Origin of the sequence: Aliivibrio finisterrensis (assembly GCF_008933155.1) — a bacterium.
Lineage (GTDB): Bacteria > Pseudomonadota > Gammaproteobacteria > Enterobacterales > Vibrionaceae > Aliivibrio > Aliivibrio finisterrensis.
This window is the reverse complement of the sequence record NZ_WBVP01000009.1, coordinates 21,191-34,329: the sequence shown is the minus strand read 5'-3', so window position 1 is coordinate 34,329 and position 13,139 is coordinate 21,191. Positions and strand designations below refer to the sequence as shown.

Annotated in this window: 13 protein-coding genes; 3 read left to right on the top strand and 10 right to left on the bottom strand. The window is 37.2% G+C overall.

Going from position 1 to position 13,139, the window contains the following annotated elements:
- Window positions 1-130 precede the first annotated feature (130 nt).
- Together F8B77_RS18045 and F8B77_RS09720 are read left to right on the top strand one after the other, a co-directional pair.
- Complete coding sequence (locus F8B77_RS18045) at window positions 131-664, top strand: type II secretion system protein (RefSeq protein WP_151655187.1); 534 nt, start codon at window positions 131-133, stop codon at window positions 662-664.
- A gap of 281 nt (window positions 665-945) precedes the next feature.
- Window positions 946-1,512 (top strand): PhnA domain-containing protein, encoded by a 567-nt coding sequence (locus F8B77_RS09720; RefSeq protein ID WP_151655186.1) that lies wholly within the window; start codon window positions 946-948, stop codon window positions 1,510-1,512.
- A 240-nt stretch (window positions 1,513-1,752) separates the two neighbouring features.
- Here the strand turns inward: F8B77_RS09720 and F8B77_RS09715 are convergent, their stop codons facing one another.
- The 9 genes from F8B77_RS09715 to F8B77_RS09675 all read right to left on the bottom strand — a co-directional run bounded on the left by F8B77_RS09715 (window position 1,753) and on the right by F8B77_RS09675 (window position 11,972).
- Window positions 1,753-2,709, bottom strand: coding sequence for a tyrosine-type recombinase/integrase (locus F8B77_RS09715; protein ID WP_130049090.1), 957 nt, complete (start codon window positions 2,707-2,709; stop codon window positions 1,753-1,755).
- 325 nt (window positions 2,710-3,034) lie between these two features.
- A complete protein-coding gene (gene pntB / locus F8B77_RS09710; protein WP_130046106.1) occupies window positions 3,035-4,411 on the bottom strand; it encodes a Re/Si-specific NAD(P)(+) transhydrogenase subunit beta in 1,377 nt (458 codons plus the stop codon).
- 12 nt (window positions 4,412-4,423) lie between these two features.
- A complete protein-coding gene (gene pntA / locus F8B77_RS09705; RefSeq protein WP_151655185.1) occupies window positions 4,424-5,980 on the bottom strand; it encodes a Re/Si-specific NAD(P)(+) transhydrogenase subunit alpha in 1,557 nt (518 codons plus the stop codon).
- 250 nt (window positions 5,981-6,230) lie between these two features.
- Window positions 6,231-6,506 (bottom strand): HlyU family transcriptional regulator, encoded by a 276-nt coding sequence (locus tag F8B77_RS09700; protein WP_130087639.1) that lies wholly within the window; start codon window positions 6,504-6,506, stop codon window positions 6,231-6,233.
- A 310-nt stretch (window positions 6,507-6,816) separates the two neighbouring features.
- Window positions 6,817-7,917, bottom strand: coding sequence for an ABC transporter permease (locus F8B77_RS09695; protein ID WP_151655184.1), 1,101 nt, complete (start codon window positions 7,915-7,917; stop codon window positions 6,817-6,819).
- 2 nt (window positions 7,918-7,919) lie between these two features.
- Window positions 7,920-9,035: an ABC transporter permease gene (locus F8B77_RS09690; RefSeq protein ID WP_151655183.1), complete on the bottom strand. Its 1,116-nt coding sequence runs from the start codon at window positions 9,033-9,035 to the stop codon at window positions 7,920-7,922.
- Between the two features lie 9 nt (window positions 9,036-9,044).
- A complete protein-coding gene (locus F8B77_RS09685) occupies window positions 9,045-10,022 on the bottom strand; it encodes an HlyD family secretion protein (protein ID WP_151655182.1) in 978 nt (325 codons plus the stop codon).
- 1 nt (window position 10,023) lies between these two features.
- On the bottom strand, window positions 10,024-11,415 hold the full coding sequence (locus tag F8B77_RS09680; protein ID WP_151655181.1) for a TolC family protein: 1,392 nt from the start codon (window positions 11,413-11,415) through the stop codon (window positions 10,024-10,026).
- A gap of 95 nt (window positions 11,416-11,510) precedes the next feature.
- Window positions 11,511-11,972: a TetR/AcrR family transcriptional regulator gene (locus F8B77_RS09675; protein ID WP_151655180.1), complete on the bottom strand. Its 462-nt coding sequence runs from the start codon at window positions 11,970-11,972 to the stop codon at window positions 11,511-11,513.
- A gap of 451 nt (window positions 11,973-12,423) precedes the next feature.
- Between F8B77_RS09675 and F8B77_RS09670 the strand changes: the two genes are divergently transcribed.
- Window positions 12,424-12,720, top strand: coding sequence for a YfcZ/YiiS family protein (locus tag F8B77_RS09670; protein ID WP_151655179.1), 297 nt, complete (start codon window positions 12,424-12,426; stop codon window positions 12,718-12,720).
- A 69-nt stretch (window positions 12,721-12,789) separates the two neighbouring features.
- Here F8B77_RS09670 and cspE read toward each other — a convergent pair whose 3' ends face one another.
- On the bottom strand, window positions 12,790-12,996 hold the full coding sequence (gene cspE, locus F8B77_RS09665; protein WP_130046116.1) for a transcription antiterminator/RNA stability regulator CspE: 207 nt from the start codon (window positions 12,994-12,996) through the stop codon (window positions 12,790-12,792).
- Window positions 12,997-13,139 lie beyond the last annotated feature (143 nt).

Below are 13,139 nucleotides of genomic sequence, written 5' to 3'. Positions count from 1 at the left end.
GTGGGCGCAAAATAGTAATGCTTCTTTTTAGCTATTTATGGTTTAGTCTATTAGATTAATAGAAATAAATGATTATAGATATTCAGTTAATCAGCTAAAATACAAAGGGAATTTTAAATTTGGAGCAATTATGAAAAGAAATTCAGGATTTACATTAATTGAACTTGTTATTGTAATTGTTATCTTTTCTATATTAGCTGTTACGGCTTACTCGAAATGGTTGTCATTTCAAGAAGACGCCCGTATAGCTCAGATTAATGGTCTAAAAGGCCCGTTAGAAACAGCGGAAGAACAAGTACACGCTCTTTCGATTATCCAAGGCAAAGATATAGGAGATCATTCAGTAGACATACAAGGGACAACAGTTGATGTAACTTCAGGCTACCCTGTATTAAAAATAGCTAACATCAATAAGATAATTGATCTTGGGCAAGGTTCAGATAATTCGATTACGCATTGTGAAAAACTGAAACCTTGTAAAATTGGTGATTGGTATGTTATTGATCATTCTATTATGTATCCTGATTTAGAGTATCCTTCAGTCATCATTTTTTCTTTAAATGATTCATTAGTGTATAATTGTTCATTAATCTATCAATATGTAAAAATTGATCCAGACTCTAATTTAGTGCCCGATATTTCAATTGTTACTGATGGTTGTTAATGGTTTGTTATGCGTAGATTTCGCTCTATTATACACTTTTAGGCATGTTTATATGCATAAAACCCTTTTTTAAACATTCATTAGAATAGCATCACTTACCATTAATCATTATATTTAACCGATTTTACTCATATATTTCACCTATTTGAAAAGCATTGTTTACGTATAATATTCTTACATTGAAAGAAATCAGAAAAATTACAGTATTCTCACCGTAATCCTTTTTCTTATGGTATAAACTTGCCATAATATAAACATCACTAAACAACAGGCACTATTTTATGAGCACTGAAACAACTCTATTATCTCGCTGTGATTCTAAATGTGAATTATGTGGTTCTGCATCTTCTCTAGCACCATTCGCAGTACCACCAAAGACAGACATCAACGTTGATAACTGTGTAATGATTTGTGATACATGTACGATACAAATCGAAGACTCTGCAACAATGGATGTTAATCACTGGCGTTGTCTAAATGACTCTATGTGGAGCCAAGTTCCTACTGTTCAAGTTATGTCTTATGTTCTTCTAACTAAGCTTGCTTCTGAATCTTGGGCTCAAGATGCTCTAGACATGATGTACGTTGAAGAAGACGTTAAAGAATGGGCTGAGAAAGCACTTCTTTCTGACGGTGAAAAACCACGTGACATTAACGGCGTTGAGCTTAAAAAAGGCGACGACGTTACCGTTACTAAAGACCTTCCAGTTAAAGGCACTAACCAAGTAATTAAACAAGGCACCGTTATCCGTGGCATCAGCCTTGGCGACGATCCTCGTCTAGTTTCTGGTAAGGCAAACGGCGGTCAATCTATGTATGTTATCGCTGAGTTCTGTCGTAAAAAGTAATCCGATACTTGCCTTATCTAACATAAAAAAAGACGCTTAATTGCGTCTTTTTTATGTCTTAAATTTATCTTAATCATTATGTTTAATTCCATTCTGCATAAGTATTTGTTCAGATAATTGCGTAGGAAAAATCGATTAGAGCAAGCAAGAATGCTCAAATACTTATGTAGGTTAAAGTAGGTAACTATGCAAAATAAAAAGTATAAACCCGAGATATTTCTAACTACTGTGATTATTTATTCATATAAAACTTAAGTTATCACTCGCTTTTTTCAAACGTTCAAATCCACGTTTATCGTACTTTTGCGTGGTAATGATGCTTGCATGCCCCATTGCATCTTTTACGGTCGAAATATCCTCGCCATTATCTAACAACATAGAAGCAAAAGTTCTTCGGCAATCATGGGGAGAAAATGCACTCACCCCAGCCTGTTTTCTTCGTTCATTTAGTATATGTAAAATAGCCTGTGATGTTAGCTTATCATCAGTCACAGTATCAAAACGCCTTATACGGGTAAATAAGGCGCGGCTATTGTCCCCGCTGACAGCATTTAGCCATGAATGTAGTAATGTTAATGATTGTTGTGGCAAGTAAGACATTCGTTCTTTATTGCCCTTACCAAGTACCCGTAATGACCCTTCTTCTGCATTAAAGCTACCAATAGAACAATCCACAATTTCTGAGCGTCTTAAACCACAGCCTAATAACACACCTAAAATAGCACTGTCTCGAATACCTTTTATGGTTTGGTCATTACAAGAAGAAAATAACAATTGGATTTCATTACTAGATAAGGCCCGACCTTTAGCTAATCGAGAGCCTTTCATCTGTTTGATGTGCTTTATTAATTGGTAGTTTTCTGTAGTGATTTTTTTCGATAACCACAGTTCTTGAGCTACGCCTTTGATTGCCGCTATATAGGTATTGATGGTGGCCGATTCTAATTTTTCAGATTTTAATGCCTCAATGACACCAAGTACGTAATCACGGTTTATCTGATGCCACGGACAATTGTTTAAATTAAAAGATCCAAGAAGATGAGCGATCTTATTTAAATTAGATCTCATCGTTGATCGGCTATTTTCAGAGTTTAAAGATAATAAATATGCCTGAGCTGCATTTAAGCTACTCACTTTAGGCATGGTTAGTCCTACTGAAATATCATTACTTAAAAGTGTTACGCTGTCACTACTCATTGATTTTACAACTTATTTATTACTTATCTATAGTATATGATCTTTTTCTACTTTTCCAAAGGTACATTTTAATAAGTAGAGATCCATTTTAGATCCATTAATCATGGTTTGACGGTTATTACATCAATAAGATCTCGGGTTAGCTCTGATTAATACCAATCTACATAAGTAATTGATCATTCTTGCTTGTTAAAATCGATTTTTCTTACGCAATTATCTGAACAACTACTTATCCAGAATGGTATAAGAATTGACTATTATTTTGGATAAAAAAAACCGAGTAATAAATACTCGGTTTTTAATCTCTTTAATAAACACCTTTTAATTAAAGATGTTTACTGATCTCAACACAACTTTCTTTAGCATCACCGAAAAGCATTTCAGTGTTTTCTTTAAAGAATAGTGGGTTTTGAACACCAGCATAACCTGTATTCATTGAACGTTTAAATACGATTACGTTTTTCGCGTTCCACACTTCAAGAACAGGCATACCTGCGATTGGACTGTTTGGATCTTCCATTGCTGCAGGGTTAACTGTATCGTTAGCACCAATAACTAGGACCGTATCTGTTTCAGATAAGTCATCGTTGATCTCATCCATTTCAAGAACGATATCGTAAGGCACTTTTGCTTCAGCAAGAAGAACGTTCATGTGGCCTGGTAAACGCCCTGCAACTGGGTGAATACCAAAGCGAACTTCAACACCTTGAGCGCGAAGTTTTTCAGTAATTTCATGAACAGGATATTGAGCCTGAGCAACAGCCATTCCATATCCTGGAGTAATCACAACAGACTTAGACTCTTTAAGCATTTCTGCTACTTCTTCAGCTGTTGTTTCACGATGCTCGCCCTGCTCTTCGTCACCTGATGAAGCAACAACATCTTGACCAAACCCACCAGCAATTACGCTGATGAAAGATCGGTTCATTGCTTTACACATGATGTAAGACAGAATTGCACCTGATGAACCCACTAACGCACCAGTAACAATCAGAAGATCATTCGATAGCATGAAACCTGCTGCTGCCGCTGCCCAACCAGAGTATGAGTTAAGCATTGAAACAACCACTGGCATATCTGCGCCACCGATCGAAGCAACTAGATGATAACCAAAGGCAAATGCAATTAAGGTTACTAAGATCATGGCAAACATGCTGCCTTCAACACTAACAAAGTAGTAAAGAAGTCCTACTGAAGCAACTAATGCTAAAAGGTTAAGCTTATGACGGTGAGGTAATTGCAGCGCTGATGAATCAATAACACCACGCAATTTACCAAACGCAACTAAAGATCCGGTGAAAGTTACCGCACCAATGAATACACCTAAGAAAACTTCAACAAGGTGAATAGTTAGCATTGCACCAACAAGTACACCGTGATCGATATAACTGTTGTAACCAACAAGAACCGCAGCCATACCTACAAAGCTATGAAGAATTGCCACAAGCTCTGGCATTTCTGTCATTTCCACTTTTTTAGCGTAATAAAGGCCAATAACAGCACCTATTGCCATAGCGACGATAATCCATCCTGTACCTGCAGAGTCAGGGCCAAAAATGGTAGCAATTAATGCGATAGCCATACCAGTAATACCATAGTAGTTACCGCTACGCGCTGTTTCTTGTTTAGACAAACCGGCTAAACTCATGATAAATAAAACGGCAGATACAATATATGCTGCTTGAACTAATCCTGCTGACATTATCTCTACCCCTTACTTATCTTTACGAAACATTTCAAGCATACGCTTGGTTACAGCAAAACCACCAAATATATTAATACTAGCGATTAGAACTGCGATAAATGCTAAAAATGAAACGACACCATTACCCTGTCCCACTTGCAATAATGCACCGACAATGATGATGCCTGAAATGGCATTAGTTACTGACATTAATGGTGTATGAAGTGAATGACTTACATTCCATACAACGTAATAACCCACCACACACGCTAATACAAATACAGTAAAGTGTGCTAAGAATGCAGCTGGAGCAACCGAGGCAACCCAACCAAATGCAGCAACACCAGCTCCTATCATTGCAAATTTTTTAATTGGTGACATTGGCTCTTCAATTTTAGGCTCAATTTTCGCTTTTGGTGCTGCTTTCGCTTGAGGTTGTGCCGAAACTTGAATTGGTGGCGCTGGCCATGTTACTTCGCCTTCTTTAACAACCGTTACACCGCGAAGAACAACGTCTTCAAAATCGATGTTAATGTTGCCGTCTTTTTCTTTACATAAAAGCTTCAGAAGGTTTACTAGGTTTGTACCGTACAGTTGAGATGATTGAGTTGGTAGACGACCAACCATATCGGTATAACCGACAATCTTTACACCATTCTCTGTAACAAACACTTCGTCTTTTACTGTGTATTCACAGTTACCACCATTGGCTGCTGCCAAGTCAACGATAACACTACCCGCTTTCATGCTATCAACCATTTCTTTGGTGATAAGCTTAGGTGCAGGACGACCAGGAATAAGTGCTGTTGTAATGATGATATCAACATCTTTAGCTTGAGCTGCATATAGCTCTTCCGCTTTTTTGTTGAATTCATCAGACATTTCTTTTGCGTAACCATCACCTGAACCTGAGTTCTCTTTGAAATCGACTTCAAGAAATTCAGCGCCCATTGATTGCACTTGCTCTTTTACTTCAGGACGAACATCGAATGAGCGAACGATTGCACCAAGACTGCCAGCCGCACCGATAGCCGCAAGACCAGCGACACCAGCACCAGCAACAAGTACTTTTGCCGGTGGAACTTTACCAGCAGCGGTAATTTGACCAGTAAAAAAACGACCGAACTCATGTGCTGCTTCTACGACTGCACGGTAACCTGCAATATTCGCCATTGAACTTAGAGCATCAAGCGCTTGAGCTCGTGAAATACGAGGAACAGAATCCATAGCTAGCACGTTGATGTTCTTTGTCGCTAATTTTGCAAGTAACTCTTCATTCTGCGCAGGCCAAATAAAACTGATTAGGCTAGCACCATCTTGAATTAAATCGAATTCATCAACACCTGTTTCAGCGTTAACTTGAGGAGCATTAACTTTAAGGATTAGATCTGATTTCCACACATCATCAGCAGAAACGATAGTTGCTCCGGCTTGTTCAAATGCAGAGTCATCAAAACTGGCTAAAATACCGGCTTTAGATTCAACAGAGACAGTAAAGCCAAGCTTCAATAGCTGCTCTACCGTTTTGGGAGTGGCAGCTACACGAGTTTCACCCGCGAGTACTTCTCTTGGTACACCAATTTGCATAGTTATTCCTTTACTATTGGCATGAATTGATACTTACTTTCTAAGATATAAATTCAAGTGTTTTGTAATAAAATGACATAATTTTATTACATTAAAATAATTCCTGCTTATATTCACCCTAATTCAGTAAAAAAACAACATTACAGTGACAAAGCAGAGGTCAGACCATTACGATTTTGAGGTTGATTTACAGCAATGATTATAATTAGATAGGATTTTTTCAATCTAATCTACATCAAAGCTAAGGCATTTAATTAAAGATTGACTCATTCATTTGATCGATCAGCATTTTTGATTTACGTACCATAAGCTCATCAGCATCACTTTTGTTTGAGATTACATCAGAACGAATAAAGCGGTGCTCTTTAATTTCACCCTTTATTTCTTTTGTTATTGTGCCGGCGATACGAAATTGAGAGCCATCTCGTTCTGAGTTTGGATAAATTAGGAAGGATTGATATTCAATTGGTTCGATCGTTGCTTCTTGCTTAGGTGATGTTCCAAATAGACGTGAAAAAAGCCCCATTTCATTTTCCTTTTTGAAATAAGGCTTATTATAGCTTATGAGTCAGTAATGTAGATAGTTTTGCTTACGCAATTATAAAATGATCTAAGAAATGACTACTCATCAGACAATTCGATTATTGGAGTAATGCTGATTTCTATACGACAATTTTTTTACGTCCATCGGAATTCACATTAGAAGCAATGAGTTCTTTCTCACCAAAACCATAAGTATTTATACGTGTGAAGTCTACCCCTTGATCAGTAAAAATGAAATCAAGACACTTCATCTGACAATGAAACTATGTTTTACTCAGTATCACTTTTAAGAGTTACTTTTGCTTACTGATAAAAAGACCAAACCCATACAGTAAGCATAAACCGTAAAGCCCTGATATATTTAAAAGAACACTGTGTAAGCCAGAGCCCATTTGGTTGATCTTAAGAAAGCCATCAATAGCAAATCCACTTGGCAATAAGTGCATAATATCAGTTAATGCATTTGGAATAAGTTCAGTTGGCCAGATAAATCCGGCACTAAATACAATAGGCATAGAGCTAAAAAGTACTAATAACAAAATACTCTCAGTGGTTGGAAGCCATCGCGCCAGTAGCATACCAAGTAAGATAACCGATGCAATAAATGGCACCATTATGATCAGTAAGTCCAATACGTTAGAAAAACGGCTGATATGATAATGGTCAAACACAAAGCCAAAATAAAAGCTAGCAAGTATGATTTCAGTCATTAAAAATAAAGAAAACCGAGCAATTAATTGTTGGGGTGAATTTTCTTTAGCTATTGCTGATTTCTGTCTAATACCAACAGCCATTAATAGCGTTTGTTGTAGAATCAATACAAATACAGCGGGAACGACATATTCTACATAACCCATATTTCGATTAAATACGGGAGCATAATTAGATTTAAAAGGTTGAAAGGTATTAATTGCATTAGACAAAGGATTGCCGTCAATGGCCATATGGGTAACACGATATTCTGCGGATAATGTCCCACCCACGTTCATTAATCCTTCGATTATGGTTCCATAAACCAAAAAGTACGATGCATCTCCAGCATAAGCAACTGTTGGTGCTTGGCCTAATTGTAATCGGTCTGAAAAGTCATATGGGATCACTAAAAAGCCACTCACGCTATTATTTAGAAACTGCTGTTTTGCTTGATCTATACTATCAGCCTGCTCTACTACGTTTAATTGTTGTGATGTATTAGCCATAAAAATAAATTTTCGACTAAGTTCTGACTTATCTAAATCAACAATTGTGATCTTCTGTTCTTCTGGACTTTGATTTAAATAAGGCAATGGGTAAAGAAAAGCATAAAAAATCACACCACCAATCATTGTGAGTACAATGCTACTATTGGTAAAAATTCCTATCGCTTCTTTTTTTAATGCAGTAAGAAAAGACATTGTTACTTCCTTAAACGTGAAATAAGCACAATTAGCGGTATAGTAAACAACAACAGAATGCCAATATGGGAGGAACTTTCAACAAAATCATATCCATAGTTTGCTTGCTCTATTTGGGAACGAACAAATTGGCTTGCTGGTATTATTGAGTGCCAAAAAGTAGCAATATTGTTCATGTCTGATACCGGAAAAGTAACGCCTAGAAATGCAAAACTTGGTGCAGTATAAGCACCTGAGATACTCATCGCTTTTTCAATATTGTTTGTTCCATAACCAATGGCAGTTCCAAGACTAATGCACGCAAGGGTCATTGCTGACATTGTGGTCAGAAAACTAATGATATTTCCATAAAAAGGAAATTGCAAAATACCGAATAAGAAATAAAAAAGTACGCAGCCAAGAGCCATTCCGATTAAAAAATAAACACTTATAAATGAATATATATTTGCCCGAGATTGACCGTCAAACCATTCTCGTAAATTGCTGTTATTATTGCGACCCATTTCGTTTCTCATCGCCCAAATCATCCCGACAATAACCGCCATTTGCCATATAGCAGGAAGAATAGCTGAAACCAAAAATTGATCATAATTACTACCAATGTTAAATAGTGCTGTTACTTGAACTTTAATTGGCACTGCAGAGTTAATTGCTTGAGTCCATGTTGATTGCTTTGTACTCAGTGCCTTTATTGTTGCAAGTTTTGCTTGGATCGTCATGTCTGTTTGCATCAAAGCAGAATTAATTTGCTTTGCGATTAAGATAAATTGTCCATTGTAAAAACCTGAAATTTGAGGGCTCTTACCCAGCATGACATTACGCTCAAAATCATGAGGGATAACGATATAGCCATAGTTATCCCCTTCTTTTAATGCGCGATTGGCAATAATAACATTCGGTTGGATCGTACGGACGGCAAGTGTTGGGGTTGCGTCGTAATCACGTATGATCATCCTAGATAAACTGGATTGATCAAGGTCCACCACATCGAGAGGTAATTCACGCACCACAGATGATGAAAATATCCACCAAATCACCAATGATAGCACCAATGGAAGACCAAAAGTAACCGCAATTAGCCATGGGTTAGAATAATAAGAACGCCAAAATGCTTTCATAAATCACGCTTAATCTAATTTAACTATAGCACTCATACCAACTCGTAGATTTGGAATGTCAGCAGTTGGATGTGCTTCTATTTCAAAGGTTTTTAAATCAAACCCTTGGCTATTATCGGTTGCTCGCCAGGTTGCATAATCTCCCATAACAGCAATATTCGTAATCTTAAATGGAATCGTTTTATCCAATGCTGGAAGGTACACATCAATTTGTTGATCTTTTTTGTAGTTTTTAAGTTTATCTTCACGAACATGGAACACTGCCCATGCTTGATTAATGTCTATAACGCTAACAACAGGGAAACCTTGAGGTGCAATTTCACCTTCATTGAGTAAAACCTGAGTTACCTCGCCTGTATACCAACTGTTAATCTTAGTGTCTGCTACATAAGCTTCTACTTCAGCTACCGATCCCATTGCCATTTTGACTTTCTCATTAGCGGCTCGTTTTGTTTCTGTTCGAGCTCCCTCTTTGGCCATTTGATACATTTGGTAAGCAGCATTTTCGGTATATTTAGCCGCTTGCCACTGAGTATAAGCCTCATCTTTTTTCTGCTCTGATACGACACCATCATTATAGAGGTTATTAACACGAGTATAGGTTTTTTCTAGCAGCTTATTGGCCGCTTTTGCTTTTTGCCATTGATCTTTCGCTGCTGCGACTTGTTGGGTTCTTGCTCCTTGTTCAGCTTCTTCTGCCAGGGCACTGGCTGCTGCTTCTCCTGCTTTTGCTTGCGCTAGCTTCGCATCTATTTCTGGGCTGTATAAGGAGAAAATAGCTTGGCCTTTCTCTATCATGTCACCTTTTTTTACGTATAAATTCTCGATTCGACCAGGGACTTTAGAGGAAATATTGTATTGCTCGGCTTCAATTTGACCCTGAAGTAATTCAGGGCGAGGTTGATAAGCAGCCCAAAAACTGTAACCAACCCAACTAACTATACCTACAACGGCAAGAGAACCGATGGTTTTCTTTAATTGAATCATGTTATTTTCCTTCTCTTGCTTGAAGTTGATATTGTACAAATGTGTCTGTTTCATCGCTTAAAGCAAGTAACTTAACTAATGAAATCATGTAATTAAATGATGCTAAGGAACGTTGCGTTTTAATACTTGCCAAATATAACTCAGCATCCACCACATCAAGTGAAGTCGATAGACCTTGTTTAAACCCTTTTTCTCTGAGCAATATATTTTCTTGTGCAAGTGCGATACTTGATGCTAAACCATAATATTCATCTATCGCTTGTAATGCTTCTCGGTATGTTTTTTCAACCAACAATGAAAGATCTTCTTTCGCCTGTTTTTTAAGATACTGTACTTGTTGAACTGCACTATGCGCTGCGGCAACTTTTTCTGAGCGCCCTTTATTATCTAATAGTGGAACATTAACACCGACACCGACCATCCAATCTGGTGCTATTTCAGCAGATAAGCTGTCGCCTTCATACAGATTATAGTTACCATATAAATAAACTTCAGGATAATAGCTGCCTTTCTCCGCTTTTATTAAACTGCTCGCTTGCTTCTCTTTGGCATCTAAAAGGTCTAAACCTGGGTAAGTGGCTAATGTATTATCAATAAAAGCCGTCATTTCAGGCAATTTTTGATTGATAAATAACGGTGTTTCTGGCGTGATGTTTTCATTCATTTGCAACATGCTTCTTAATGCAGCACTGGCAATATCTGAATTTTGTTGAGCTTTGCGAAGGTCCACTTTTGCTTTGTCGTATGCAGCATCAGCTTGTAGGCGCTCTACTTTAGCAATTTGACCCTGCTGTTGGAGTTTAACCGCATTATCTCTGTGTTTTGCTAAGCCTTGCTCTACTTCGCTATAGGTTTTAACGACTTCATTAGCGAGAACGACACTAAAATAGTACTTAGCTAAATCTTCATAAGAGGCTTGTTGTTTCATTTTTAGCTGACTGCGTGCTTCGTCTGTTTTTCCCTCCGCTGCACTTTCAGCGGCAGAGATGCGGCCACCAGTGAAGATTGGCCAAATCGCACGAATAGAGCTAGTGAAAATATCACGTTCTGAAAGAGTTGATGTGATTGGGCCACCAAGCGCATTTATTAATCCAGTAGCTGCACCTGCAAAGGCTGGGTTAATATCAGTACTGTCTAATAATTGTTGGCTGTTAACCGTAACATCGTCATCTAGGTAAGTATAATTTGCACTTAAGGTAATAGAAGGAAGATTAAGGTCAGAAGTGCCTGAGGCCAACGATTCTTGACGCTGAACATTAGCGCGCTCTGCCGCAATACCGTTATGATTGTTGAGAACATTTTTCCATGCGCTATCAAAATCCACTGACTTAGCAGAAACAGATAAAGAAAGCACTGTTGTTAATAATACAGATAGTCGTGAAATTTTAAGCATATTTCCTCCAGTAATCTAGAGTTTTCACTCTAACTGATTCCATGTGCAAAAAAAGCTTACCATTATGGGTAAGCTTTTAATTATAGTAGATAATATTATTTTGTCATACGGATCAAAGATAAGCCAATAAGCCACTCAAGATCTTTGCGGCTTTCTTCACCGTATAAGTCTTCAACCATACCATATAAACGCTCAATACCATTGCGAGCAAATTCGTGTGCGTTTGCAGAGGTTACGATATGATGGAATAAAAGACGTAAGATAGCTCGGAATTGTTCGTCTTCTAAAGATAAAATCCAGCTATCGATGAATGCTTGCTTATCACCTTGCATTTCTAAACGTTCTGCAAATAAGCGGAATATACGACCGTCTAGTGCAGCTGTAAAATCAGTTTTCTTTGGGAAGTGATGACTAATCCCTGTTCTTGACACACCAGTTTGTTGGCTTAGTGTCGTATATGACATCTTGTCATAGCCTAAGCGTAATAGTTGATCAATGACCGCATCCATAATTTTTTGAATGGTGATTTCAGTATCTTCTTTACTTCTTTTTGGCATAATAAAACTCTTCTAATGTGGTTAGTCCATTAAGAAATCAATCGTAAAAATTAACGAAATTAATATTAGGTTAACTTATAAGATTCAACTCCATTTGTATAATCTTTTTATGATATTTCACACGATAAACGTAATAATAGCAATCTGGCTGCTACTTTACTCTCAAAATTAAGAATCGCGATTGTAACGAAATGTCAGTTACTATTTAAATATCACTTAGTGGCATTCTGCGTTATACAGTATGGAAATACAATATTTCACGCTTAATTCTGACAAAAATTTGTCATAAATATTCATTTTTTGGGATTTTTGTCTCAAGTGCCAATACTGATACGTGAATGATATGCAATTGTTATCTTTGTGTTTCTTCTTTATGTTCATTTTCCGAGAGGGTTTTCTTAACCATGGAAACATAGTATAACGTCTGTATATTTATTGTGGAGATAAAATAATGACTACTGAAGTAGAACAAAATGTACCATGCGATGCTTGTGGATGTAGTGCTGAGATGGGCTTTGTGATTAAAGAAGGTGATGATGTTGCAGAAGTAAGCATCTTCGCTAACAATAAAGCGCAATTAGAAGCGGAATTTGCTAATTACTTATCTTTAGCAAAAGAAGTATGTGATGAAGTTGAGTACAATTTTGAACTGACTAACGATGAGAAAGAACTTCACGCTCGCTTGAAATTCTCTTGTAGTGCAGAAAAACTGATTTACGAACTAAAGACTCGCTCTCTTAGAAAATAATCGATTATATTGTAGATAATAAAGAAAAAAGGCCCTCACATTGAGAGCCTTTTTATTAATATCTTGGTACTAAGCAGGTTGGATATTGCTTGCTTGAGGGCCTTTAGGGCCTTGCTCAACATCAAAAGTTACTGCTTGGCCTTCTTTCAACGTTTTGAAACCGTCTGATTGAATTGCACTGAAATGAGCGAACACATCAGGTCCGTTCTCTTGAGCGATAAAACCAAAACCTTTCTCTTCGTTAAACCATTTTACAGTACCAGTCGCTTTAGACATTACGTCTCCTTACCTTTAATTAAATTTTTTACTTCGGCACTTAGATACCGAATTTCACTATATCAAATGTGTTTTCATAATAAAAACGTAAAAACAGGACTCATATCACTGTTCTAAATTAAACTTATTTACGATGTGGTCGA

Bases quoted from the DNA above. Each gene is read 5' to 3' on its own strand.
- F8B77_RS18045 (WP_151655187.1), top strand. From the start codon at position 131: ATGAAAAGAAATTCAGGATTTACATTAATTGAACTTGTTATTGTAATT.
- F8B77_RS09720 (WP_151655186.1), top strand. From the start codon at position 946: ATGAGCACTGAAACAACTCTATTATCTCGCTGTGATTCTAAATGTGAA.
- F8B77_RS09715 (WP_130049090.1), bottom strand. From the start codon at position 2,709: ATGAGTAGTGACAGCGTAACACTTTTAAGTAATGATATTTCAGTAGGA.
- pntB (WP_130046106.1), bottom strand. From the start codon at position 4,411: ATGTCAGCAGGATTAGTTCAAGCAGCATATATTGTATCTGCCGTTTTA.
- pntA (WP_151655185.1), bottom strand. From the start codon at position 5,980: ATGCAAATTGGTGTACCAAGAGAAGTACTCGCGGGTGAAACTCGTGTA.
- F8B77_RS09700 (WP_130087639.1), bottom strand. From the start codon at position 6,506: ATGGGGCTTTTTTCACGTCTATTTGGAACATCACCTAAGCAAGAAGCA.
- F8B77_RS09695 (WP_151655184.1), bottom strand. From the start codon at position 7,917: ATGTCTTTTCTTACTGCATTAAAAAAAGAAGCGATAGGAATTTTTACC.
- F8B77_RS09690 (WP_151655183.1), bottom strand. From the start codon at position 9,035: ATGAAAGCATTTTGGCGTTCTTATTATTCTAACCCATGGCTAATTGCG.
- F8B77_RS09685 (WP_151655182.1), bottom strand. From the start codon at position 10,022: ATGATTCAATTAAAGAAAACCATCGGTTCTCTTGCCGTTGTAGGTATA.
- F8B77_RS09680 (WP_151655181.1), bottom strand. From the start codon at position 11,415: ATGCTTAAAATTTCACGACTATCTGTATTATTAACAACAGTGCTTTCT.
- F8B77_RS09675 (WP_151655180.1), bottom strand. From the start codon at position 11,972: ATGCCAAAAAGAAGTAAAGAAGATACTGAAATCACCATTCAAAAAATT.
- F8B77_RS09670 (WP_151655179.1), top strand. From the start codon at position 12,424: ATGACTACTGAAGTAGAACAAAATGTACCATGCGATGCTTGTGGATGT.
- cspE (WP_130046116.1), bottom strand. From the start codon at position 12,996: ATGTCTAAAGCGACTGGTACTGTAAAATGGTTTAACGAAGAGAAAGGT.